The sequence below is a fragment of the Streptomyces sp. NPDC057002 genome (assembly GCF_042673825.1).
Classification (GTDB): Bacteria; Actinomycetota; Actinomycetes; order Streptomycetales; family Streptomycetaceae; genus Streptomyces.
Genome location: NZ_JBHURZ010000001.1, coordinates 1,056,354 through 1,079,609 on the forward strand (window position 1 = coordinate 1,056,354; position 23,256 = coordinate 1,079,609).

Here is a 23,256-nt window from a genome sequence, read left to right on the forward strand (position 1 = left end):
CCGGGGGTCAGCGCTCGTAGGCTTCGAGATAGCGCAGCACCTTGTCCACGTGCGGCCGTACCCGAGGCGGCACGCCGCCCTCCTCGATGACCGTGCGGTCGCTGGTGCGGTAGCCGGCCGCGACCAGCGCGGGAAGGTCCTTCTTCGGCAGCCCGGCCTGTTTGAAGCGCTGGTCCAGCCAGCAGACGTACAGGCTCATCGTGGCGATCGCGTCCGGCGGCGACATGTGGTCCTTGTCGCCGTCACCGTCCCCGTCCACCGCCCAGGCGCGGAACACCGACGGGGTCCACATGGCGATGCCGTACTCCTCGCTCTCCGGGCGGGACGCGTTGGTGTCGAAGCCGCTCTCCGCCTTGATCAGCGCGGCGAGCAGGACGGGCGTGATCTCCTCGTCGGTGCAGCGGTGGGCGGCGCGGGCGATGACGGGGCGCAGCGCCTCGGGTACGTCGGAGTCCGCGGGTATCTCACCCGGCACCGGTCTTCGCGCGTCGGTCGCGGCGGCGGAGACACCGTTGTCACGGTCGTCGTCCCGGGTGCCGACACCTCCGCCGAGCAGGGCCACCCCGGCGACCGCTCCGGCGGTCAGGACGACGACCCCGGCCGCGAGGGCCGGCACCAGGCGTCGCCGGCGGCGGTTCGGAGTGCCGGTGATGTCCTCGACCCGGGCGGCGATGTCGCGCGCGGTGTGCGGGAGACGGGTGGTGTGGTCCGGTGCCAGGCAGTCGGCGATCAGCCGGCGCGTGTCGTCGGCGAGGCCGGCGTCGAGCCGCAGGGGTGCGGTGCCGCGTGCGTAGGTCTGGGCGGCGAGCGAGCGGGCCCGGGCCGTCGCGCCCGCGAAGGGGTGGAGTCCGCCGGTGAGCACCTGGTGGGCGAGGACGCCGTAGGCCCAGATGTCGGCGGTGGGCCGGACGACGGCGCCCTGGGTGCCGGTGCGCTGGGACCACCACTCGGGCGGCAGATGGTCGAGGGTGCCGAGCGGGGGCAGATGGGCGTGGGTGCCGTCGAGTTCGGTGGCCAGCCCGAAGTCGGCCAGCCACACCTGCCCGCCCGGCCCCAGCAGGACGTTGGCGGGTTTGAGGTCGCCGTGCACCCAGCCGGCGTCGTGCATATGGGCCAGTCCGGAGGCGACTCCGCGCAGGACGCGTTCGGCGCCGTCGATCGGCCGGCCGTTCCCGGCGGCGTCCAGTACGTCCTTCAGGCTCGCCTCGGCACGGTCCATCACCAGCGCGATCGCACCGTCCAGGGCGGGCAGTTCCGGGGCCTCGACGGTGCACACGGCGTGGGTCCGGACGAGGTGCGGATGGTCGGCCTCGGCGCTGAAGCGGACCTCGCGTGCCACGAGTTCGCCGAGCGCGGCGCGCTGGCCGGGGCCCAGGGCACCGGTCGGCAGCACCTTCACCGCCACGGGCGTGCCGTCGGCGACCGCACGGGCCTCGTACACGGTCCCCCAGCCGCCGGAGCCGATGACCGCGCCGAGTTCCCAGCCGTCGATCCGGAAGCCTTCGGGGAGGCGGGGGCGAGGCACCTCCAGGTCGTCGTCCCGGAGATCCTGGGGATCCTGGGCGTCGGGTGTCGTCATGCGCCGGCCTCCTGCGGGGCGAGGCGGCCGGCACTGCGGGGCGGCAGCAGGCCGAGGTGCTCTTCGCGCACCAGGCCGAAGCGCAGGGCGACCGAGGCGAGCCGGGTGCGCTTGGCGCCGGTGCGGCCGCCGTCGGCTCCGGCCGTGCTCTCCTCGCCGAGATCCAGGCGCAGTTTGGCGAAGGCGAGGTAGTCGATGTGGTAGTTGACCGCGGAGCGGGTCAGATCCCGGCAGGACTCCAGTGGCCGCAGCCGCTCCACGATCTGCCCGACGCCGGGCAGCGCCGAGTCGGAGGGATCGCGCAGCCGGGGCTCGCACAGGGCCACCAGGACGAGGAAGTACTTGGACGTGGGGTCCAGGGCGAAGGGGTGGACGGTCTGTTCCCCGCCGCCCGGCGAGGACCGCTCGCCGAGGTAGGCGTGCTGGGGTGCGAACACCTTGAAGGCGGCGTTGCCGGACAGGGCCGGGAGCACCACTCGGGAGAACTCGAAGGGCACGGGCGCGCCGAGGCGCCCGGGGGCGACGGTGAGGTACTCGCCGGCTCCCTCCAGGTTCTCCACGACGTACGACACGCTGCGGCTGAAGTTGGACAGCCGCCAGTAGTCCCCGGCCGCCTCGAGCTGCCCGGCGCGGCGGGAGACTCCGGGGTCGGTCAGGCTGATGCGCACCCCGGTGCCGCCGGGCGTGCCGCGCCCGAAGTCGGCGATGTCCCCGGGCCCCAGGTGGATCAGTTCGGGACTGCCCGTCCCGTCCCCGTCCCACTGTGCGGGACCGGGCAACTGCACGATGATCGTTTCCACAACGGATTCCCCCGATGCTGACGCCCCCGATTTGGTCGCGAGGATTGTACGGGCGGATTCCGGTTGCGCAGCACCGGCGGGGCCGTCTCAGCGGGCGGATTCCGGACGTCGCGCGACGAACACGAACTCCTTCCCCGGCCGGTCGGGCGCGTCGCGTACGTCCTCCACCACGAAGCCCTGCGCGACGAGTTCGGTCTCGACCTCCCGCCGCTCACGGAAGCGCAGCGTCGACTCCGAGGTCAGCACCTGTCCGTCCACGGCGAACCGATAGACCTGGCGGAACGTCACCAACGGACCGGACACGTCGAGCAGTTCGACCCAGCACTCGATGATGCCGACACCGGGGACGTCCGTCACGGCATACGTCGCCTCGCGATTCCATGCCTCCCAGGCACGGCGAGCCGGTATCCGCGTCTCGAAGACCAGCCGACCTCCCGGCCGTAGAGCCGCCCGGGCCCCTCGCAGGAACGCGTGCCAGTCCTCGGTGTCGGTGATCGCCTGGGCCGCGTTGCCCGTCATCGTCGCGAGGTCGGCGGTCAGGGGCGGCAGGGTCGTCGCATCGCCGTGGATCCACCGCACCCGCTCGCCGCCCGGCTTGCCGCGGGCCACGTCGAGGGACGCCCCGGCGGGATCGACGCCGACGACCTGGAGACCGCGTGCGGACAGCAGCAGCGCGAACACGCCCGTCCCGCAGCCGATGTCGAGCACCTGACGCGCCCCGAACTGCTGCGCCATGCGCAGATACGGGTCGAGGTCGCCGCGGTCGGGGTCGAGCGGGTCGTAGACCGCGGCGAGCCGCGGATGCCGGAAGCACTCGTCAGCCATGCGCCCGAAGGTACGAAGAGCGGGGCGCGGCGGCCACCGGATTTCGGCGGCCGCCCTCTCGGCACTCAGCCCAGGCAGATGACGAGCAGGCAGAGCTCCTTGGACTTCGAGTCGTCCGAGTTCGAGCCCGAGCCCGAGTCCGAGGGAGAGGTCGGCGTGGGGCTGGCCGCCGGCGGGGGTGTCGTGGGGTCCGCGGGCTGCTGCGTGTCCGCACCGGTGTTGCCCGCGGGCGGCGTCGTCCGGTCGGTGCCCTTCGACGTGGAGGCACCGGCGTTGCCGGTGACCGTGTCGACGGTGCTCGGGACGGTGGTCCGCTGCCGCGGGGTCGTCAGCGGCAGCTCGCGGGGCGTGGCGGCCGCGTCCGTCCGCGGGTCCGCCGGCGTGGTGCGGGGAGCGGCGGTCCGGGGCTGCTCGCGATGCGGGGCCTTGCCGGTCCCGGGCGCCGTGGGCGTGGAACGCGGGGTGTCGCGCTGGGTCGACGTCGGTTCGGTGTAGGTCGGCGCCTCTCCCCCGGCACCGCCCATGGTCGTGTCCTCCGGCGCCGTGGCCGCCTGGACGCCGGGCGTCGAGTCCCCCTTCATGGCGGCGACGGTCAGACCGCCCCCGACGAGCGCGACGGCGGTCGCCATCACGGCCCGGCGCTGGTTCTTCTTCCAGCGGGCCAGCTGACGACGCCGGGCCGCCCGCCCCTGCTGCGGCTGCGGGACCTGGTAGTCGTCGGCCGCGGCGGTGCCGGCGCTCCCGTGGCCATCGGACGGGACCGTGGCCGGGATCTCCTGGCCACCGGTCGGGTCCGTCGCCGGGATCCCATGACCACCGGTCGGGTCCGTCGCCGGGATCCCATGACCACCGGTCGGGTCCGTCGCCGAAGTCTCGCGGACTCCGAACGGCCCGGTGTACGCGAGGGGGAGCTCCCGTGTGCGGGCCCGGTTCTCGTCCCACACGGTCCGGTCGTCCCACACGTTCCCGTCACGCCACGCGGGCGGCGCGGAGGGGTCTATGTCCGGGGCGTAGGCGCCGCACCCCGGGCAGACCAAGGCGCCGTTGAGGTGCCGACGGCACGAGGAGCAGTAGTCCATGTGTGGTCTTCCCGATCTGACTGGTGGAATCGAGCCGTAACGCTAACGAGACTTTGGAAGGGCCGTGTGCAGCCCGTGTGACACCCCTGCGCAGATCCTCTGCACTTCGCGTGCGGCATAAGTGACCCGTGAGTAAAGCCGGAAGCGGCTGGGCACACTCGGGCACCCGCCGCCGGGACTTCCGGCCGGGCCGGCCCCACGGACCGGATTCTCGCTCGCGCTCTCCACATCTCGCCCGAATTTCCCGGGAGTTGGCGCACAACCCTTTGGAACCCCTGCGGGTCACACCATGCAGGAGCAACCACCTCGAAGAGTTGCAAGGGGGAAATATGAGATTCATCCGTTCCGTCCTGGCCGCGTCCGCCGTCGCCGCGCTGTCGGCAGGGACCATGACCGCCCTGGCGTCGCCCGCCTCCGCCGCGCCCAACACCACCCCGCAGAAGGTCTGCGGCAGCGGCTACAAGACCGTGAACTCGGCGGCCGTCGGCACGCTCGGCACGATCTACCTCACGTACAACGCGTCCAACGGACACAACTGCGTCACGACCATCCGCAACAACCCGGGCACCGCCGTGGACATGTCCGCGTATGTCTGGGTCCCCGACACCGAGGAAGGTGACTCGGACGCGGGGCTCTTCAAGTCGTACGCCGGACCGACCTACGTCCGAGGCAAGGGCCTCTGCGTCGACTGGGGCGGCAACATCGCCAACGTGTACGTCCAGGTGGTCGGCTCCAACTGCGGCTCCCTCAAGGAACACCGGACCACGTTCACCCGCTGACCCCCCTCCAGCCGGGTCACCACTCCCCCGCCGCGCGTTCGCGGGGGACCGTGGTGGCCCGGTTCTTCACGTGGGGCTCAGGCCCGTGACGTGAGGATGCTGAGCGCGTTGGCGGCCACGATGGCCGCGATGGCCGCCGGCTCGGTCCAGCCCAGGTTCTGGCCGAGGACGATCCAGCCGACCACGGCGGCCAGCACGGGGTTGACGCTCATGAAGAGCCCGAAGACCCGGGCCGGGACGCGGCGCAGGGTGAGGAGGTCCGCCAGATAGGGCACGGCCGAGGACAGGACACCGGCCACCAGGGCGTAGGCCACGGACCCCGCGGTCGGCGGCTGGTCGACGACGAGGACGATGCCGACCGGCAGGAACATCAGGGCGGAGACTCCCGCCGCGGCGGCCGATCCCTGCACTCCGGGGATGCGCCGGCCGACGGTGCGGTTGAGCAGGATGTACGACGCCCAGCAGCCGGCGGCCAGCAGTCCGAGGCCCATGCCCAGGTAGTCGGTGGAGGGCTGCGGCCGCATCAGGGTGACGACACCTGCCGCGGCGATCAGCGCGCAGCAGGCGTCCACACGGCGGCGCGATGCGGCGAGGGCAATGCTCAGGGGCCGAGGAATTCCAGCGTCACCGCGAGGCCGAGGCCGATGCGGTCGATGGCGCTGTACAGGGACAGGTTCATCGTCCCGAACACCAGGGCCAGCAGCAGGACCGGCCACCACTGCCGCTTGGTGAAGGTACGCAGCCGGGGGCGGCCTACGGCCATCAGGACGATCGCGGCGACGTACTGGCGCACGGCGACGACACCGACCGGTCCGAGGACGGGGAAGGCCAGGGAACCGATCGCGGCGCCGGTCTGATTGGACAGACCGCTGCCGAACATGGTGACCACACCGGCGAGGCGCTTTCCGTCGAGGTCCGGGGCGGAGGACGCCACGACGGTTTCCTGCGCGGGCGCCGGCGTCGGTGCGGAGGCTGCGTGCATGACCCGATCCTGAGACGGCCCGGGGGTTGCGCAAAATGCATCCGCGGGGCCATCTATACGCTGGAGTCATGGATGTGGAGCTGCGGCAGTTGCGCTGTCTCGTCGCGATCGTCGACGAGGGCAGCTTCACCGACGCCGCCATCGCGCTCGGAGTCTCCCAGGCCGCCGTGTCCCGCACGCTGGCCTCCCTCGAACGCGCCCTCGGCGTACGGCTGTTGCGGCGGACCTCCCGCGAGGTGAGTCTGACCGGAACGGGGCTGCGCGTGCTGGGGCATGCCCGGCGGGTGCTCGGTGAGGTGGACGATCTGGTCCAGGAGGCGACCTCGGGTCATGCCTGCCTGCGGGTCGGTTACGCCTGGTCGGCCGTGGGCCGCCACACGCTGGCGTTCCAGCGCCGCTGGGCCGACACGCGCCCGGGGACGGAGCTGCGGCTCGTCCGCGTCAACTCCGCCACCGCCGGGCTCGCGGAGGGGGCGTGCGACCTGGCCGTGGTCCGCAGGCCACTGGACGACCGCCGCTTCGACTCCGCCATCGTGGGCCTGGAAAGGCGCTTGTGCGCGATGGCCTCCGACGACCCCTTGGCACGCCGCCGCTCCGTGCGACTCGCCGACATCGGCGGACGCACGCTGCTGATCGACCGGCGGACCGGCACCACCACGACACAGCTGTGGCCACCGGACTCCCCTCCGGCGACCCGGGCCACCCACGACGTCGACGACTGGCTGACCGCGATCTCACTGGGCCGCTGTGTGGGCATGACCGCCGAGTCGACCGCGCACCAGTACCCGCGCCCCGGCATCGTCTACCGGCCGGTGCGCGACGCCGAGCCGATCGCGGTGCGCCTCGCCTGGTGGCGGGACGAACCGCATCCCGCCGCCCAGGCCGCGCTCGAACTGCTCACGACGCTGTACGGCACGGGCTGACCCGGCCGCACCCGCCGGAGGAGCGTCCCGGTTCCGCCGACGGGCCGTCCGGGTGACTCCGGGGCGCGCTGCCGCGGATGCGGCCGCCCACCCGCGATAGGACGGGGCTGCCTCCCCCGCCACCTCAGGGTGCCGTTTCCGCGGCCGGTTCAGCCGCCGCGCGCCGCACCCGGGAAAGGACCCGCTGGTGTCTGCGCCCCACAGCATCGATCACTCCGTCACCGGATACAGCCTTCAGCACGCCTACTGGATGGCCAAGGCGTCCGACCTGGCCTACAAGGACCGGGCCACCATCGAGCAGCAGGCGCGGCAGTGGGGGTTCGACCGGGTGGTCCATCACGAAACGCGGTTCACGCCGCCGTTTCCGCTGGAGGACACCCAGGCGTACACGATGGCCAGTGACAGGATGATCATCATCGGTTTCCGCGGCACGGAACCGGTGCAGATCCGCGACTGGCTCACGGACGCCGTCACACCGCCCGTACCGGGCCCGGCGGGCACCGGATACATCCACCACGGCTTCGGCGAGGCCCTGGAGTCGATCTTCCCCACGGTCCGGGACGGGCTCGCCGGCCTGCGCGACCGGGAACAGTCGGTCTGGTTCACCGGCCACAGCCTGGGCGGGGCGCTCGCCATGCTGGCCGGCTGCCGGATGTACCTGGAGGAGCCGCAGCTGCGGGCCGACGGCGTCTACACCTTCGGCCAGCCCCGTACCTGCGACCGGCTGCTCGCCAAGGCCTGCAACAAGGGCTTCAAGGACCGGCTCTACCGGTTCGTCAACAACAACGACATCGTCCCGCAGATGCCTCCGGAGCCGGCCTTCACCCACGTCGAGACCCTGCGGTACATCGACTCCCACGGCAAGGTGCACACCACAGTGCCCTTGGTCACCGGGTTCGCCGACCGCGTCGGCGGCATGACCGCCGACGCCTTCGCCCCGGCGAGCGACGGCGTGCGCGACCACTTCATGGACAACTACGTCGTGGCCCTCGAACGCAACCTGGCCTGAACCGTGGGGATACCGGACACCGGCCGCCGGCCCCGCCCTCAGTGCCCCAGCCCGGCGCCTCCGTCCACCGGGACGACGGCGCCGCGCACATACCCGGCACCGGCCAGGAACGCCACCGCGTCGGCGACCTCCTCGGGACGGGCGAGGCGTCCGGCCGGGGTCCGGCGCAGCAGGTCCTCGCGTTGCCGGGCGGTGAGGGCACGGCTCATGTCCGACTCGGTGAGGCCGGGCGCCACCACATTGCAGGTGATGTCCCTGGGGCCGAGTTCATGGGTCAGCGACCGTGCGAATCCGACGAGCCCGGCCTTCGCCGCCGCGTAGTTGGTCTGGCCGGGTGCGCCGTGCAGCGCCGACGTGGAGGAGACCAGCACGATACGGCCGTGACCTTCGCGGAGCATCCCGCGCACGGCTCGCCGGGCGACGCGGAAGGCACCCGTGAGGTTGGTGTCGATGACGGAGGTGAAGTCGGCGTCGCTCATCCGCTCCAGCAGCCGGTCGTTGGCGGCGCCCGCGCCCGCGACCAGGACGGTCACCGGACCGTGGGCTTCCTCGGCCTCCGTGAAGGCCCGGTCCACCTGATGACTGTCCGTCACATCGCACCGTACGGCGAGGAACCCCTCGGAAGCGGGCGGCTCCGCACCTCTGAAGGTCACCGCCACCCGGTCTCCCGCCGCCGCGAAGCGGCGGGCTATGGCCAGCCCGATCCCCCTGTTCCCCCCGGTGACGAAGACCGAACGGGTCGTCGACTGCGCCGGCATGGCTTCCCTCTCCTGTCCTGATCCCGTGTCGTGGCCTCTCACGTGGACTCCACCGGCTCGTCCCGTGCCCCTAGTTCCGGGACTTTCCCCGGTCGCGGTGCTCGTGTCCGCAGCCCCGCGACGGCCACCGCGCATCCGACGAGGGCCAGGGCGGCGACGGCGAGGGTGGCGGCGTACATCGCGTCGAGGAAGGCCCGGTCCGCCGTGGCCGCCAGTTCGGGCAGGCGCAGTGAACCGGCCAGTGAGCGGGCCGCCTCGGCGGAGGCACGGGCCTGCTCCTCGGCGGCCGGGTCCAATCCCTGTGCGGTGCCGGGCAGTTCGGCGTCCGCCATCCGCTCCCGGTACACGCCGGAGAGGATCGAACCGGCCATCGCCACCCCGAGTGTTCCGCCGACCTGCCGGGTGACGCTGTTGACGGCCGAACCGGCGCCCGCGAGATGCGGCGGCACCCCGCTCATCATCGCGGCCGTGACCGGCGTTCCGACCAGGCCCATCCCGAAGCCCTGGATCCACAGCAGCGCGACGATGACCGGGACCGGGGTGCGCCCGTCGAGCCAGGCGTAGGCGACGTAGGTGACCGCCGTGGCCAGGACGCCGGCCGCGACCGTCCACCGGGCCGACAGCAGCCTGCTCAGCGCCGGGGACGCCTGACTGCCCAGGACGATGCCGACCGCGGCGGCGATCATCACGGTGCCGGCCTCGGCGGGGGTGAGCCCGCGGGGCCCCTGGAGATAGAAGGCGGCGTAGAACAGGTGCCCCGCCAGGGCCATGAACGCGATCAGCAGCACCACGCTCCCGGCCGTGAAGCCGGGCTGCCGGAAGAGCCGCAGATCCAGGCTGGGCGCCGGGGACCTGCGCTGACCGGCTACGAAGGCGACGAGCAGGGCGCCGCCCAGGGCCAGCGGGAGGAGGACGCGCGGCCCGTACCAGGCCTGTCCGTCGCCGGCTTCGATGATCCCGTAGACCACGCCGCCGAGGCCGAGCACCGACAGGGCGAGGCCCGGGAGGTCGAGCGGTCTGCGCCGGGGACCCTTCAACTCGGGTACGACGGTGGCGACTCCGGCCAGGCACAGGGCGACAATCGGGACGTTGACCAGGAACACCGATCCCCACCAGAAGTTGCTGAGCAGCGCCCCGCCCGCCACCGGGCCGACGGCCACGCCCAGACCGCTGGAAGAGCTCCAGATCGCGATCGCCCGGGTGCGTTTCGCCTCCGGGGTGCTCTGCACGATCACCGACAGGGTCGCGGGCATCAGCAGCGCGCTGCCCGCGCCCATGAACGCGCGCGCCACGACCAGCCACGCCGGGCTCCCCGCGAACGCACCGGCGGCGGAGGCCGTGCCGAACAGCGCGAGTCCGGCGAGGAGGGTGGCCCGGGGGCCGAACCGGTCGGCCAGCGCGCCGCCCGCGAAGAGACCGCCGGCGAAGACCAGGGTGTAGGCGCTCGCCACCCACTCCAGTTCGGCGGGCGTCGCGCCCAGGCCCTCGTCCGGGTCGGCCAGGGTGGTGACGGCGACGTTGAGGATCGAGGTGTCCAGCCAGATCAGCATCTGGGCGCAGACCACGACCAGGAGGACGGCCCCCGGCCGCGACGGGACGGCCGCCTGCCCGCCGGGCCCGGTCATCGCGTCCCCAGCCCGTCGCGCCAGCTCGGCCGCAGCGGCTTCCAGCCCAGCTGCGTACGCGCCCGGTCGTTGGAGGCGCCCCGCGCCGCGGTGAGCTGATGGGCCGTGAACCAGCCGAGCAGCCGGGGCGCCATCGCCGCCGGAACCGTGCGCGGGGCAGGGGCGCCCAGCGCACGGGCGTAGCGCGGCAGCCACTCGGCGGCCGGGGCCGGTTCGTCGTCCGTGATGTGAAGGACGCCGGTGGCCTCCGACTCGACGGCCGCCACGGCCGCTGCCACGGCGTCCTCCGCATGCAGGAACGAGGTGATCCCCGACCCGCCCTCCGGCAGCGGGAGGTTCCCGGCCAGCACCCGCTGACCCGTCCCGCCGGTAGGGGCGTACGCGGTGCCGGGGCCGTACAGGGTGCCGTACCTGAGGATTAGGCCGCTCAGGCCCGCACCGTTCAGGACCAGCCGTTCCAGCTCGGCGACGGCCCGTACGGTGGCGGCCCAGCCGGGGTCCGGGGCGTCCACGTACAGCGGTGCGTCCTCGTCGAGGACCGGAGCCCCGGCCGGGGCCGCGGCGAAGGCGATGGACTGCGCGACCAGCCGCCGCGCTCCGGCCGCCCGGGCCGCCTCGACCAGGTGGGCGGTGCCCTCGGTGCGCAGCCTCGCGGTCCGCTCGAAGGCGCCCGCGGGATCGTCGCGCAGCAGCCGCAGCGCCGTCATCTGGTGCACGACCACATCGGGCCGGGCGGCCGCGACCGCCGGCAGCAGGGACGCGCGGTCGAGGGCGTCGGCGACCACGGTCTCGTCCGAGTCCGGGGCCCGGGAGGCGTCCCGTACCAGGGCGCTCACATGGTGCCCCCGCGCCCGCAGCGCGCCGACCAGCGGATGTCCGATCAGGCCGGAGGCACCGGCGACAAGTACCCGCACCGCTCAGCCCTCCGTATCCGGGGCGACCCGCATCAGCAGGCGGCACGCCTTGTCGCCGTCGCGCAGACAGCTCTCGGCCCGGTTCTCGGTCAGGGTCACGCCGAGCCCCTCGGACCAGCCCGCGTGGATGTCGGTGCACGGGCACCGGTAGCCCTCCAGCGAACCGGCCATCCGCACCATGGTGATGGCGAAGTTCCGCCGCAGCGTGAGGACGATGCTGTCGTCGCCCTCCACCTCGGTGGAGGCGTTGCGCAGTTCCGGCGGGAACATGCGGTCACCGCACTCGTCGTAGCGGCGGCGCAGTTCCTCCAGGTCCTTGCCGGTGTCACCGCTGTCGGGCAGCGGGCCCGACCGGCGGGCGACGCGCTGCCCGACGTGCACGGCCACCTTGCGCATCGCCTCCGCGTTGATCTCGTTCGCGGCCTCCTGCCCGAAACGCCCGGCCACCCCCTGGTACCAGTGGGCGTCGTGCTGCCACCACAGCCGGTAGGCGTCCACGGTCTGCGCGCGGTGGTTGGTCCCGTCACTCACTCTTGCCCCCTGGCGGCGAGCCGGTCGCGCATCACGCGTTTGAGGACCTTGCCCGTGGCGCCCTTGGGCACCTCGTCGGGTTCCATCCGCAGGGCCCGGGCCACCAGGGGGAACCCGGCGGCCACCAGGACCGCGTTGACCCGCCCGGTCCACGCCTCGCCGTCGCCGGCCGGGGCGCCGTCGTCCGCGAGCTGGAGCAGCGCGTACGCCTCGGCCTCTCCCCCGCCGTCCCAGTCCGCCCGCACGCCCTCGGGGGCCACCCCGACGACCGTGCAGTCGGCCAGTTCGGGCAGCTCCCGCAGGAGCAGTTCCTCGGTCCGGGTGCTGAACAGGATCCCGTCGCGGGTCCGGATCGCGTCGGGCGCCCGGTCGAGATGGTAGAAGTTGCCGTCCTCGTCCTGGTGGGCGAGATCCCCGGTGAGCCAGTAGCCGCCCAGCCGCAGCCGGTTCCAGGTCAGCGAGTCGTTCCAGTAACCGGGCGTGAGCGTCGGCGACTTCAGGCCGAGGCGGCCGATCCGCCCCGGCGGCAGCGGGGTGCCGTCCTCGGCGAGCACGGCGGCCTCGGCGAAGCTGATCGGCTTGCCGACGCAGCGCGAGTAGGCCGAGGTGTCCTTGGTGTGCCGGTTGTGGAAGACGGAGTAGCCCGCCTCGGACGAGCCGAGCCCGTCCACGAAGACGGAGCCCTCGACCCGCGTACGCCGCAGATCGCGCCCGATCCTCTCGTGGCTGCCGTACCGCACCAGCGCCCGGATGTGCGCCTCGTGCGCGGCGTCCCCGGTGTTGAACCACACCTGGACACTGTCCAGTCGGCGATCGGTCAGGTCCTCTGCGGCCATCTCGCCGAAGGTCCCGGCGAAGGCCAGCACCGTGGTCGGCCGGAACTCCTCGATGGCGTCCAGCACATCGCTGCCGCGCCGGCTGGAGAGCAGCTTGATGTCGGTGCGGAGCAGCAGGCAGTACAGCAGGGTCGCCACCATGGCGTTGTGCGCGCCCGGCAGCCCGACCAGGGTGCGCTCCATGTCGGTCCCGGTGGAGTAGCGCAGCCGGTGCACCTGCGCGTACATCAGCGTCCGGTGGGTGTGCGGAACCCCCTTGGGCGTGCCGGTGGTTCCGGACGAGTGCGAGATGAGCACCGGGTCGGTGGGGTCGTGCCGGTACGGGTACGACGACGGCAGGGCCGCGCGGTCCCCGGGCCGGATGCCGGCTGCGGTGACGCAGAACCCGAGCCCCGATCCCGACAGCACCGTCTGGTGCTCCGGGTCCGTGAAGGCGCCCACCGCCCCCTGGCCGCGCACGTACTCCCGGGCGGTCTCCGGAGCCAGGTTGCCGTTGACGAACGAGGGGATCGCGCCTAGGGACGTCAGCGCCAGGAAGTTCACCGCGAACTCGGTGCTGGAGTGGGAGTGCACGGCGACCGGGTCGCGGGGCCGCACTCCCCGGGCGGCGTACCAGCCGGCGTAGGTCTCGACGGCCTCGATCAGCTGCCCGAGTGTCAGCACCCGCGGGCGGCTGCCGTCCGGCGCCTGCCAGCTGCCGTCCGTGCGCAGCACCGGCTCGTCGAGCGAGCGGCCGTACGCCGTCAGGCGCTCCAGGACGTTGCCGGCGCCCAGTTCGGTGTCGGAGCAGATCCGGGCGCGCTCCTGCCTACTGATGAGCATGGGTCTCCGTCCCCTTCCTCGCCTCGGAGTGGGTGGCCGCCAGAGCGAAGAGGCCCCGGATGCTTCCGGGGCAGGCGGCGGTCCCGGCATCGCCGTCGTGTGCCTCCTCCGCCCGGACCGTCACGGGAGCTCCGTCACCGGGACGGGCGAGCAGCAGCGCGGCCGCCCTGCCGGCGTTCGCGGGAAGGCCGGCCAACGGGGGCTCGCCTACGGCCAGTTCCCGGAACACTGCGGCCGCCCGCTCGCCGCCGCCCAGCTCCACGCCCAGCACGAGCACCCGGTCCAGCTCCGGGTCCTCCAGCAGGAGATCCGCCATGGCCAGCAGTTCGGTCAGCGCGTCGTCGAGGGTGGAGAGGCTGAACATCTGCCCGGTGATCCCGAACTCCCGACTCATATGGCCCAGTACGGAGTTGGGGGTGGCCTGCATGAACAGCAGCGGGTTGTGGACCCGGCCGGCGACCATACGGCTGCTGGCCAGGTCCGCGGTGGTGGTGTCGCCCATCAGGCCGGCCAGCGCCACGGCGGTCCGGGACCCCCCGTCCCCGGGCCGTTCCGCCAGGCACCGCCTGGCGACCTCGTACGCCAGCGGGCTGAACGCCGACTCCACGAAGCCGGGCAGCCTCGGCAGCTCGATGTCGTCCGGGCGCCCGATGCCGTGGGTCGCGGTGGCGCTCGCCAGGATGCCGAGGGGTGAGCGGGATACGGGCTTGTCCGTCGTCACGGCCGCTCCAGCACGAGTGCGGTGTTGGCGCCCCCGAAGGCGGCGTTGATGGTGAGGGCCCGGCGTGGGTCGGCCCGGCGCGGCCGGTTCGGCACGCAGTCGAGGTCGCACTCCGGGTCGGGCCGGGTGAACCCGGCGGTCGGCGGCAGCACCCCGTCCGTCAGGGCCAGCATCGTGATGACGAACTCCACGATGCCCGCCGCCTCCAGGAGGTGCCCGGTGGTGCTCTTGGTGGAGCTCACCGGGATCGAATCGGCCCGCTTCCCGAGGGCGGCTCGCAGCCCCCGGGTCTCGGCGCCGTCGTTGTGCCGGGTGCCGGTGCCGTGGGCGTTGACATAGCCGAGGGCCGCCCCGTCCGGGTCGCCGGCCAGGCGCAGCGCCTGCCGTGCGGCCCGGGCCAGGCCGGCTCCCTCCGGGTGCGGCTGGGCGATGTGGTGGGCGTCCGTCGCCGCGCCCCAGCCCGGCACGGATGCCAGCGGCCGGGCACCGCGCCGCCGGGCGTGCTCGGCGGACTCCAGTACGACGGCCGCGACTCCGTCGCCGAGCAGCAGCCCGCTGCGGTCGGCGCTGAACGGGCGCACCATGCCGTCGCGGGACAGTGCCCGGCCGGAGTCGAACTTGCCGAAGGTCTCCTCCTCCACGAGGTATCCGCCCGCGCAGACCGCCACGTCGATCCGGCCGGAGGAGATCAGCCGGCAGGCGTGGATGATCGCGGCGGCTGAGGCGACACAGGCGTTGGTGAAGGTGAGCCGGGGCCCGGTCAGCCCGAGCTGAGCGGCCATCAACTCGGCGAGCCGCGCGGGCACGGCGTCGGCGAACCGCGCAGCGTCCCCGCCGCCCGGCTCGCCAACAGGCCCGCCCTCAGGCACGACGCCCGCGTTCCGGCCCACGCCCTCGCCGGCAGCGCCGCTGGCAACAACGCCCCCGTTCCGCCCCGCGCCCTCACCCTCAGCCCCGCCCCCCGATACGGACGTCGCCGCCTCCGGCCGGTTCCGCCAGTAGCGCGTGACGCTGGTGTGGTCGCCGGCCACCCCGAGCAGGAGCGCCGCCTCCGTGCCCGGGCCGAGGCCGGCCATGTCGAGGGCTTCCGTGCCGCAGCGGGCGAGTGCGTGGCGCAGGGCCCAGTCCTCGACCGCGTCGGGTCCGTCGGGTGCGGCGGCAGCCATGGGCGTGCGGTACGGGCCGGTGTCGAACCGCGTGGTGGGGCGGAACGCGGGGGTCCCCGCGAAGACCCCGCGCCGGAGGGCATCGGCGCCCGTGCCGAACGCGGTACGTATGCCGAAGCCGGTGATCGTCACGTCACCGCTCATCCCGGCCGCTCCCTTCCGCCCGGTCCGTCTGCGCCGCGCGCAGATATCCGGTGAGCCGCCGCAGTGAGGTCAGCCCGGCGATGTCCTCGTCGGTGGGCTCGACGACCAGGCCGTAGCGCTCCTCGACGACGTGGAGCAGCCACACCAGCCCGAGGGAGTCCAGCACCAGTTCGGCGTCCTCGCCGAGGTCGTCGGGCAGTCCGGGGAAGACCTTGCGGTCCGACAGCAACTGCCGGACGGTGTCGGTGGTGATGGGGGACGGCGCCGCTTCCGTGCTCATGCCCGCGCACCCCGTCGGACGACCTCGGCGACGAGTCCGCCGAGGGTCAGGGAGGCCAGCGGCTCGATGTCGGTGTCCGGGATCTCCACGCCGAACCGGGACTCCAGCCGCATCGTGAGCTCGATCAGGCTGAGCGAGTCGACGTCCAGCCCGCCGACGGTCACCGGGCTCTCGTCGGTGATGCCCTCACGGCTGGTCAGGATGTTCATCTCGTCGATGACCGCGCTCAGGACGAACTCGCGGATCTCTTCTTCCAGGGTCGATGTGCTCATGGTCGGAGAACTCCAGTGAGAGGTACCGGTGGGTGAATCGGGGGAAGCGGAGGAATTGGGGGGATCGCGCGGAAGGTGTCCGGGCGGGCGGCCGGGACCGGCCTAGGCGACACCGCCCGCCGCCGCCCGCAACGCCGCCGCCTGGCGCAGCAGCTTCCCGTTGGACGTCCGCGGCAGGGTCTCCAGCAGCCGGATCACCCGCGGCAGCTTGTAGTCGGCCAGCCGCTCCCGGCACCACCGCAGCAGCTCCTCCGCGGACGGCTCCTCGGCACCGGCGGCCACCGCGACATACGCCTCGGTGACGCCCTCGTGGACCAGGACCGCCTGCTCGACCGCCGGGTGCTCGCGGAGCACGTGCTCGACCTCGGTGAGATCCACCTTCAGACCGCCGGTCACGACGAGCGAGTCGGCCCGGCCGTGCACACTGACCGCCCCGGTGTGGTCCACGGTGGCCCGGTCCCGGGTGTGCAGCCAGCCGTCCGCGTACTGCGAACCGCCCGAGTCGAAGAGGTACGGCGACTCGGCGAGCGCCACGTCCAGTTCGCCCCGGTACTGCCGTACCACCACGCCCGGCGCGGCCCGGCCGACCGAGGGCCGCAGCGCGCCGCCGACGTCGATGGCGACGATGCCGGTCTCGGTGGTGCCGTAGGCCTCGCCGACCGGGACGCCGTACCGTTCGGCGAACCGCGCCGCGACCCGCGGGGGCATCAGCTCGCCGCCCGACACCGCGATCCGCAGCTCGGGCAGGGCGGGGGGATCGAGGGCGGACGCGAGGAGTTCGAAGTGCATCGGCACTCCGAACAGGGCGGTGACCCGGTGATCCACCGCGGTCCGCAGGATGTCGCGGGCCGAGACGCGGGGCGCGAACACCACGGAGACACCGGCCGCCAGCGAGTACAGCAGTCCGCCGATCAGACCGAAGCTGTGCGCGGTCGAACTGAGCAGCAGCAGCCGGTCGCCTTCCCCCGGCATGCCGGGGACCGTGGCGAACGCGTCCACTTCGGCGGCGAGCGACCGCACCGTCCTGCCGATGACTTTCGGCCGTCCCGTGGAGCCCGAGCTGAACTGCACCAGCCGGTGCCCGGTGGCGGCCGCCCGGCCGGTTCTGCGGCACTCGGTGGTGACCTCGTACTCGGGCCGGAAACCGAACGCCGCCCGGACGTTGGACCCGGCGCCGACGAGGAACTGCGGCCGGCAGACCGCGCAGAGGGCCTCCACCTCGGCCGGTTTGAGCCGGAAGTCGAGGAGCAGCACCTGGGCACCGAGCCGCCACAGCGCGAGCAGCACCTCCACCTGGGTGAAGCTGGGCGGTGTCCGCAGGCCCACGGTGCTGCCCGGGCCGATGCCGTATCCGGCGAACACGGCGGCCTGTTTGGCCACCCGCTCACGTAACTCCGCGCGGTTGACCGTCTCCTGGCGGTGTATCAGGAACGGCAGGCCGTCGTCCCGGGCGTCGAACAGCCGCTGGACGAGGGAGTCCATCGAGTCGGCCGTGTCCGGTGCGAGTTCGCCCATGGGGCCTCAGACCTCCTTGCAGAACTCGCCGATGGGCAGGCCGACATGGCGCTTGTCCGTGGCCAGGTAGCCGAGCAGTTCGTCACCGGTGCGCAGTTCGGTGACGTTGAGGACCTTCCCGCCCGGTCCGAGCACCCGTACGTGCCAGTCGTCCTGCACGGTCAGGCTGACCAGCCGTCCGTCCTCGGCGTGGGTGCGGATCTCCAGCAGCGGCCGGGACTCCAGCTTGGCCCGGCCGACGACGACCCGCCGGGTCCGGCCGTCGGCACCGACCGCCAGCAGGACGCTGCCGGAGCCCACCTCGCTCAGGTAGTTGGTGCGGTTGTCCGGTCCGAGCGTGTACGAGTGCAGGGCCCCGGCGTTGACCCGGAACGGCCGGGTCGGCATGTACGGCAGCGGATGGGTCTCGCTGCAGCACAGGACGAAGCCGGAGGAGTACGAGCCGACGAGGATGCCCTCGTCCTCGTCGAAGTGGGAGCAGGTGTCCACGCAGACCCGGTCGCCGAGTCCGACGTGCCGGATGCTCTCCACGGTCAGTGTGGACAGCTGCAGCTGGGGTGTCGTGGCCTCGAGCAGCCGTGCCAGCGCGAACACCTCGTCGGCGCTGCGGGGCGTGAACAGGATGCCGTCCGAGCCGCGTTCGAGGACGTCGAAGACGATCGCCGCCTCCTCCAGACCGTCGACGGCGGTCACCAGCTTGCCGTCGGCGGACTCGGCCGCGGCGAGCACGATCTCCAGCGGGATCTTGGTCGGATCGGCGAAGTGGATGACGGTGTACGGCAGTTTCATGGCACCCGCGCACGACAGCTGGAGCGTGCGGTCGTCCCGTACGTCGATGATGCCGGCGGCGGGTGTGCCACCGGCGGCGCGGTTGCCGGCCGCGAGGGCGTCCAGCTCGTCCTCGGTGCCGAACCTCCGCAGCAGGACGTCGATCCCGGTACCGGCCGGGGAGCTTGTGGACCTGGACGGGGACCCGGCGTCGGCCGCGTCCTTCGCCTCCTTGGCGCCGGTGCCCTTGCCCTCCTTGTCACCGGGCTTCTTCGCGGCGGCCGGGGCCCGGCCCTCGGGTGCCAGCACCCGGGTGACGGTCGGGGGCAGCGTCGCGAGCAGCTCGGCATCGGCGGCCACCACCCCGGCCATCCGGGCGTGGACGGCCGCGTCGACCACCGCCTGGAGCTGCCGGCCGGGGACTTCCCGCAGATCGATCCATGCGAACCTCATGCGACTCCTGCCACGAACGTCGAGGGAGTGGTCATGCCCATGTCATGCGAGGTGCCCATGTCGCCGTGCACGACCGCGGAGAGACGGGACACCAGGGAGGCGGGTGAGGGGGCCGAGAAGATCCGGCGGCCGATGGCCAGTCCCCGGCAGCCGGTGGCCATCACGGCGGTGCCGTACTCGACGAGGTCGGAGCCGTCCGGCGGGCCTCCCGCCGCGAGGACGGGGATGGGACTGGCCGCCACCACCTCCGCCATCCGCTCGACCGGCAGGGCGACGGAGGTCTTCACCATGTCCGCGCCCAGGTCCGCGGCGACGTTGGCCAGATGTGCCAGGAGGACGGGATCGCGCGGGTCCTCGATCCGGGGGCCGCGAGGATAGACCATCGCGATCAGCGGCATGCCCCACGCGTCGCAGGAGCGGGCCACCGCCCCCAGGTCGGAGAGCTGCCGCGCTTCGGTGTCCGAGCCGATGTTCACATGGACGCTGACCGCGTCCGCGCCGAGTCGCAGCGCCTCTTCGACATCGGCGACCAGCACCTTGGCGTCGACGTCGGCGGAGCAGGCCGTACTGGCGCTCAGATGCACCACCAGCGCGCAGTTCTTGAGGATGTCCGGCGCGAAGGAGCGGGCGCGTCCCTTGTGGACGATGATCCCGTCGGCCCCGCCGTCCACCAGCGCCCGCAGCAGATCGTCCCACTGGCCGGCGGGGACGATCGGGCCGTCCGAAACGCTGTGATCGAGGGGAACGAGCAGATGCCGACCGTCACCCGCCAGCGAAAGTCTTCTCAAGCGTAATAACTTGCCGGTTTTCAGCATGGGTAATACGCCTCCCCAGCCGGTGGCCACATAAAGTCCGAAAAACGATGGTCGTAGAACTTTCAAGTTGCGCCGTTGCGAGCATTTCTCGTGCGGCGGGCGGTTGGCAAGGTGTGATCACCGGTCAATTTTTATGCGTGCGCCAGAATTAATATTGACAGCAATGTGACAGGTGCAGCGGGATTGACGACCGCATAGGGTGCTGTTCGTTGCACTCTATGCGCGTTGGTGCGGTCTGACCCCGCCCATGGCCGCATCGGACGCTTTGTTGCGGATGCCACGTGTAAACGGTCGGCTATTCTTCCGCCGACCCTGCGGTCGCGTTCGATAATTCGGACGACCGGATTTCCCTGACGCTCCCTCGGACGCTTCCTTGTCGAATTCGAATTTCCGGGCCTAGGGTGACTGCCCATGCCCGAATCACCGTCCAAGACCGGTCCGGAGACAGTCGCCGCCGGAGCCGCCGCCCGGACCGAGGCCCCGCGGGTCGCCGTCGCGAGCCTGGTCGGCACCACGATCGAGTACTACGACTTCGCCGTGTACGGCACGGCCTCCGCGCTCGTCCTCGGCCCCGCCTTCTTCCCGTCCGGCAACCCCACCGTCTCCTCACTCGCCGCGTTCCTCACCTTCGCCGCGGCCTTCCTGTCCAGACCCCTCGGCGTCGTCCTGTTCGGGACGATCGGCGACCGGCTGGGCCGCAGACAGGCACTGGTCGCCTCCCTCTTACTGATGGGCGTGGCCACGGTAGGCGTCGGACTGCTGCCCACGTACGAGACCGCCGGACTCCTCGCTCCCGTCCTGCTGGTGACACTCCGTCTGCTCCAGGGCCTCAGCATGGGCGGCGAGTGGGGCGGGGCGGTACTGCTCGCCGCGGAGCACGCACCGCCCGGCCGCCGCGCCCTGTACGCGTCCGTCCCGCAGGCCGGCCCCTCGCTCGGCTTCCTGCTGTCCAGCGCCGTCATCCTGCCCACGCTCGAGTTCGCCGGCCGGGACGGCTTCGCCGACTGGGCCTGGCGCATCCCGTTCCTGCTCAGCACCGTGCTCGTCGTGATCGGCCTGTGGGTGCGTTCGACGGTCTCCGAGTCACCCGTGTTCCGCGACGCGGCTCATCGCACCGCACGGACCCCGGCCCCGGCGGCGCCGGGGTCCCGCTTTCCGCTGGCCACGCTGCTCAAGCGGTATCCCGGCCGGCTGCTGCTCGGCACCGGCGCGGCGATCGGCGGTTCGGCCGTCTACTACTTGACGATCGTCTACAGCCTGTCGTACGGCCCGAAGGAACTGGGCATCCCCCAGAACACGATGCTGACCGCCGCGAGCGTCGGCGCCGCGGCCGGCATCGCCATCACCCTCCCGGTCGCCAGGCTGTCCGACCGGATCGGCCGCCGCCCGGTGATGCTGACCGGAGCCGTCGGCTGCGTGCTGTGGGCCGTGCCCATGTACGCGTCCCTGAGTTCGCGCGACGCCTGGCTGATCACCGGTGCCTACACGGTCGGCCTCATGCTGCTCGCGCTCATGTTCTCCCCGGTGGCCGCGTTCCTCCCCGAGCTGTTCCCCGCCCGGCTGCGCTACAGCGGAGCCTCCGCGGCCTTCATCCTCGCCAACACCCTCGGCGGCGGCTTCGCCCCGCTGGTCGCCACCTGGCTGAACAGCCGCTGGGACTCCCCGCTCGTCCTGGGCTTCTACACCGGCGGCCTCTGCCTGCTGAGCCTGCTGTGTCTGCTGGCCCTCCCGGAGACCCGCGACCACGAGTTCGACACCTGACGGTTCATGCCTGGACGGTGGGGCGAACGTTGATCTCGCCGATCTCGACGGGTCCGCCATGGAGTCGGCGAGATCGGTGCGGACGTAGCCCGGCGCTTGGCGGCGCCTGCGTCGGAAATGCCCCATTGGCGGTTGTTAGACAGGAACCCGGTCGGCGAGCTGCCGGTCATGGTGTACATGCACGGTGGAGGCTGGATCCTCGGCAACGCCGAAACCGACGACCGCCTCGTGCGCGCACTCGCCGGAAGCCCGCTACCCGACCGCGATCGAGGGCGATGGAGTGGTTCTGGGACGCCTACACCACCGACCCGGCACAGCGCACCGCGATCACGGCGTCACCGCGCAGCTCACCGGACTGCCGCCCGCCTACGTGTGCGTCGACGAGGCCGATGCGCTGCGCGACGAGGGGGAGGCGTACGCCACCAAGCTCCGCGGCTCAGCGGACGTCCCCGTGACAACCGTGCGCCCCGGGGTCGTTCTCGCGGAGACGAACAGCAGCGGCGCACGGTCGTCGTCGCGGTAACCGACGGATGTGACGAAGCCGGCCTCTTCCACGGTCTGCGGTGACCCGCAGGGGGTACCCCGTGCCCGGCAATCGTCGTGGAACGGGAACGGGAGAGAAGATGACCGAAGCCGCTGCTGGAGCACCGCGTCCACAGGCGGCATCCCCGGGGCGGCCGGCCCGGGTGCGGCAGTGGTTCGGGCGGGCGGGTTCGGACGGGCACGAGCGGCACACCCTGGCCCTCATCGGCAAGAGCACCCTCGCGGCGGCCGTCTCCTGGGTGATCGCCCGCGATGTCATGGCCGCGCAGTCGCCGGCGTTCGCGCCGTTCTCCGCGGTACTGATCATGCAGGTCACCGTCTACCAGTCGCTGGTGCAGGCCCTGCGCTACGTCGGTGCGGTCGCCGTGGGCGTGGGACTGCAGGGAGTACTGGGCCTGCTGGCCGGCCCTCACCTGCTCACGTTCGCGCTGATGACGCTGGCGGCCCTGGCCATCGGACGGTGGCGGCCCCTCGGTTCCCAGGGCTCCCAGGTCGCCACCGCGGCGTTCTTCGCCTTCTCCACCTACGTCGCCGCCACCAGCGACGCACAGCGCTGGTCCCAGCTCGGGCAGATCATCGTGCTCGTGCTCATCGGCTGCGGCATCGGCGTCGTGGTGAACACGCTGGTGCTGCCTCCCCTGCGCTACCGCAGCGCCGAGTACGGCGTCCACACCCTCGCCCATTCGCTCTGCGACCTGATCGGCGACATGTACCCGGCACTGCGCGAAGGGAAGCCGGACGAAGAACGCACCCGGCACTGGCGCCGGCGCGCCTCCCACCTGGCACCGATCGTGCGGCAGGCCCAGTCGTCGGTCCACACAGCCTGGGAGAGCACGTTCTACAACCCCCGGCGTCTGTGGCGCCGTCATCGCCACCGCACGTCCTTCGACGGATACCAGGCCGTCGTAGACGCCCTTGAACGCGTCTCCGACCAAGTGGCCTCGATGACCCGCAGCCTCGACCAGTGGAACGATGCCCACGCCGACCGGGAGGGCATCGGCTTCGCCCGCTCCTACGGCGAGTTCCTGGCCTCCCTCGCCCGCATCGCGGAGTTGCTCGGCCAGGTGGACGAGGACCGTCTGCGAGACCAGGCCCACCAGTTGTGCGAGGCCGCCGCGGAGGCTCAGCGGTGCCGCGACCGGCTGGAGGACGACGCGCGGGCCGGCTCCCTCCCGCTCAGCGACCCCGCCCAGCCGTACGGCATCCTCATGGCCGAAGCCACCCGGCTGACGGACGAGTTCCAGCACACCTGCGATGTGCTCAAGCACGGTGTCGACACAGCCCACGCCACATCCACCGCCGCCGCGGCGGGATGCGAGCAGGGCTGAGGCCTCGGCGTCCTTCGCACCGGCCAAG

Annotated in this window: 21 protein-coding genes and 2 pseudogenes; 6 read left to right on the forward strand and 17 right to left on the reverse strand. The window is 72.4% G+C overall.

Annotation, left to right across the window (positions count from 1 at the left end; translation table 11 throughout):
• Positions 1 to 7 precede the first annotated feature (7 nt).
• From ACFT32_RS04795 to ACFT32_RS04810, 4 genes are all read right to left on the reverse strand, one after another.
• Positions 8 to 1,579: a protein kinase gene (locus ACFT32_RS04795; protein WP_382485855.1), complete on the reverse strand. Its 1,572-nt coding sequence runs from the start codon at positions 1,577 to 1,579 to the stop codon at positions 8 to 10.
• The gene (locus ACFT32_RS04800) at positions 1,576 to 2,379 is read right to left on the reverse strand and encodes a serine/threonine protein kinase (RefSeq protein ID WP_382485857.1); all 804 of its coding nucleotides are present in this window, start codon (positions 2,377 to 2,379) and stop codon (positions 1,576 to 1,578) included. Before ACFT32_RS04800 ends, ACFT32_RS04795 begins: the two co-directional genes overlap by 4 nt.
• Before the next feature lie 87 nt (positions 2,380 to 2,466).
• Entirely contained in the window at positions 2,467 to 3,204 is a 738-nt protein-coding gene (locus ACFT32_RS04805; RefSeq protein WP_382485859.1) for a class I SAM-dependent methyltransferase, read from the reverse strand.
• A 65-nt stretch (positions 3,205 to 3,269) separates the two neighbouring features.
• On the reverse strand, positions 3,270 to 4,283 hold the full coding sequence (locus ACFT32_RS04810) for a hypothetical protein (RefSeq protein WP_382485861.1): 1,014 nt from the start codon (positions 4,281 to 4,283) through the stop codon (positions 3,270 to 3,272).
• A gap of 329 nt (positions 4,284 to 4,612) precedes the next feature.
• Here ACFT32_RS04810 and ACFT32_RS04815 point away from each other — a divergent pair, with 329 nt between their 5' ends.
• Positions 4,613 to 5,062, forward strand: a complete 450-nt coding sequence (locus ACFT32_RS04815; RefSeq protein WP_382485863.1) for a spore-associated protein — start codon at positions 4,613 to 4,615, stop codon at positions 5,060 to 5,062.
• Between the two features lie 77 nt (positions 5,063 to 5,139).
• Here the strand turns inward: ACFT32_RS04815 and ACFT32_RS04820 are convergent.
• A pseudogene (locus ACFT32_RS04820) lies at positions 5,140 to 6,044 on the reverse strand (DMT family transporter).
• Positions 6,045 to 6,112: 68 nt separating this feature from the next.
• On the opposite strand from ACFT32_RS04820, the gene ACFT32_RS04825 reads away from it, so the two are divergent.
• Together ACFT32_RS04825 and ACFT32_RS04830 are read left to right on the forward strand one after the other, a co-directional pair.
• Positions 6,113 to 6,967, forward strand: coding sequence for a LysR family transcriptional regulator (locus ACFT32_RS04825; RefSeq protein WP_382485865.1), 855 nt, complete (start codon positions 6,113 to 6,115; stop codon positions 6,965 to 6,967).
• Between the two features lie 187 nt (positions 6,968 to 7,154).
• The gene (locus ACFT32_RS04830; protein WP_382485867.1) at positions 7,155 to 7,976 is read left to right on the forward strand and encodes a lipase family protein; all 822 of its coding nucleotides are present in this window, start codon (positions 7,155 to 7,157) and stop codon (positions 7,974 to 7,976) included.
• Positions 7,977 to 8,014: 38 nt separating this feature from the next.
• On the opposite strand, the gene ACFT32_RS04835 is transcribed toward ACFT32_RS04830, so the two are convergent.
• The 12 genes from ACFT32_RS04835 to ACFT32_RS04890 form a co-directional block, all read right to left on the reverse strand.
• Positions 8,015 to 8,734: an SDR family oxidoreductase gene (locus ACFT32_RS04835; protein WP_382485869.1), complete on the reverse strand. Its 720-nt coding sequence runs from the start codon at positions 8,732 to 8,734 to the stop codon at positions 8,015 to 8,017.
• Between the two features lie 38 nt (positions 8,735 to 8,772).
• Positions 8,773 to 10,359: an MFS transporter gene (locus ACFT32_RS04840; RefSeq protein ID WP_382485871.1), complete on the reverse strand. Its 1,587-nt coding sequence runs from the start codon at positions 10,357 to 10,359 to the stop codon at positions 8,773 to 8,775.
• A complete protein-coding gene (locus ACFT32_RS04845; RefSeq protein WP_382485872.1) occupies positions 10,356 to 11,273 on the reverse strand; it encodes an NAD-dependent epimerase/dehydratase family protein in 918 nt (305 codons plus the stop codon). Before ACFT32_RS04845 ends, ACFT32_RS04840 begins: the two co-directional genes overlap by 4 nt.
• 3 nt (positions 11,274 to 11,276) lie before the next feature.
• Positions 11,277 to 11,804: a hypothetical protein gene (locus ACFT32_RS04850; protein WP_382485874.1), complete on the reverse strand. Its 528-nt coding sequence runs from the start codon at positions 11,802 to 11,804 to the stop codon at positions 11,277 to 11,279.
• On the reverse strand, positions 11,801 to 13,462 hold the full coding sequence (locus tag ACFT32_RS04855) for a class I adenylate-forming enzyme family protein (protein ID WP_382485876.1): 1,662 nt from the start codon (positions 13,460 to 13,462) through the stop codon (positions 11,801 to 11,803). The genes ACFT32_RS04850 and ACFT32_RS04855 overlap by 4 nt, the downstream gene beginning before the upstream one ends.
• Positions 13,449 to 14,183, reverse strand: coding sequence for a hypothetical protein (locus ACFT32_RS04860; RefSeq protein WP_382485878.1), 735 nt, complete (start codon positions 14,181 to 14,183; stop codon positions 13,449 to 13,451). Before ACFT32_RS04860 ends, ACFT32_RS04855 begins: the two co-directional genes overlap by 14 nt.
• Positions 14,180 to 15,493 (reverse strand): beta-ketoacyl-[acyl-carrier-protein] synthase family protein, encoded by a 1,314-nt coding sequence (locus ACFT32_RS04865; protein ID WP_382485880.1) that lies wholly within the window; start codon positions 15,491 to 15,493, stop codon positions 14,180 to 14,182. Before ACFT32_RS04865 ends, ACFT32_RS04860 begins: the two co-directional genes overlap by 4 nt.
• Entirely contained in the window at positions 15,483 to 15,773 is a 291-nt protein-coding gene (locus ACFT32_RS04870) for an acyl carrier protein (RefSeq protein ID WP_382485882.1), read from the reverse strand. Before ACFT32_RS04870 ends, ACFT32_RS04865 begins: the two co-directional genes overlap by 11 nt.
• Positions 15,770 to 16,045 (reverse strand): acyl carrier protein, encoded by a 276-nt coding sequence (locus ACFT32_RS04875; protein ID WP_382485884.1) that lies wholly within the window; start codon positions 16,043 to 16,045, stop codon positions 15,770 to 15,772. Before ACFT32_RS04875 ends, ACFT32_RS04870 begins: the two co-directional genes overlap by 4 nt.
• 102 nt (positions 16,046 to 16,147) lie before the next feature.
• Positions 16,148 to 17,560, reverse strand: a complete 1,413-nt coding sequence (locus tag ACFT32_RS04880; RefSeq protein ID WP_382485886.1) for a class I adenylate-forming enzyme family protein — start codon at positions 17,558 to 17,560, stop codon at positions 16,148 to 16,150.
• Between the two features lie 6 nt (positions 17,561 to 17,566).
• Entirely contained in the window at positions 17,567 to 18,781 is a 1,215-nt protein-coding gene (locus ACFT32_RS04885) for a 3-dehydroquinate synthase II family protein (protein WP_382485888.1), read from the reverse strand.
• The gene (locus tag ACFT32_RS04890) at positions 18,778 to 19,596 is read right to left on the reverse strand and encodes a 2-amino-3,7-dideoxy-D-threo-hept-6-ulosonate synthase (RefSeq protein WP_382485890.1); all 819 of its coding nucleotides are present in this window, start codon (positions 19,594 to 19,596) and stop codon (positions 18,778 to 18,780) included. The genes ACFT32_RS04885 and ACFT32_RS04890 overlap by 4 nt, the downstream gene beginning before the upstream one ends.
• Positions 19,597 to 20,007: 411 nt before the next feature.
• On the opposite strand from ACFT32_RS04890, the gene ACFT32_RS04895 reads away from it, so the two are divergent.
• The 3 genes and pseudogenes from ACFT32_RS04895 to ACFT32_RS04905 all read left to right on the forward strand — a co-directional run bounded on the left by ACFT32_RS04895 (position 20,008) and on the right by ACFT32_RS04905 (position 23,228).
• The gene (locus ACFT32_RS04895; RefSeq protein ID WP_382485892.1) at positions 20,008 to 21,357 is read left to right on the forward strand and encodes an MFS transporter; all 1,350 of its coding nucleotides are present in this window, start codon (positions 20,008 to 20,010) and stop codon (positions 21,355 to 21,357) included.
• Positions 21,358 to 21,620: 263 nt separating this feature from the next.
• Positions 21,621 to 21,823, forward strand: a pseudogene (locus ACFT32_RS04900) (alpha/beta hydrolase fold domain-containing protein); the annotation flags it as partial.
• Positions 21,824 to 21,980: 157 nt separating this feature from the next.
• Positions 21,981 to 23,228: an aromatic acid exporter family protein gene (locus tag ACFT32_RS04905; protein WP_382485894.1), complete on the forward strand. Its 1,248-nt coding sequence runs from the start codon at positions 21,981 to 21,983 to the stop codon at positions 23,226 to 23,228.
• The last annotated feature ends 28 nt before the right edge of the window (positions 23,229 to 23,256 follow it).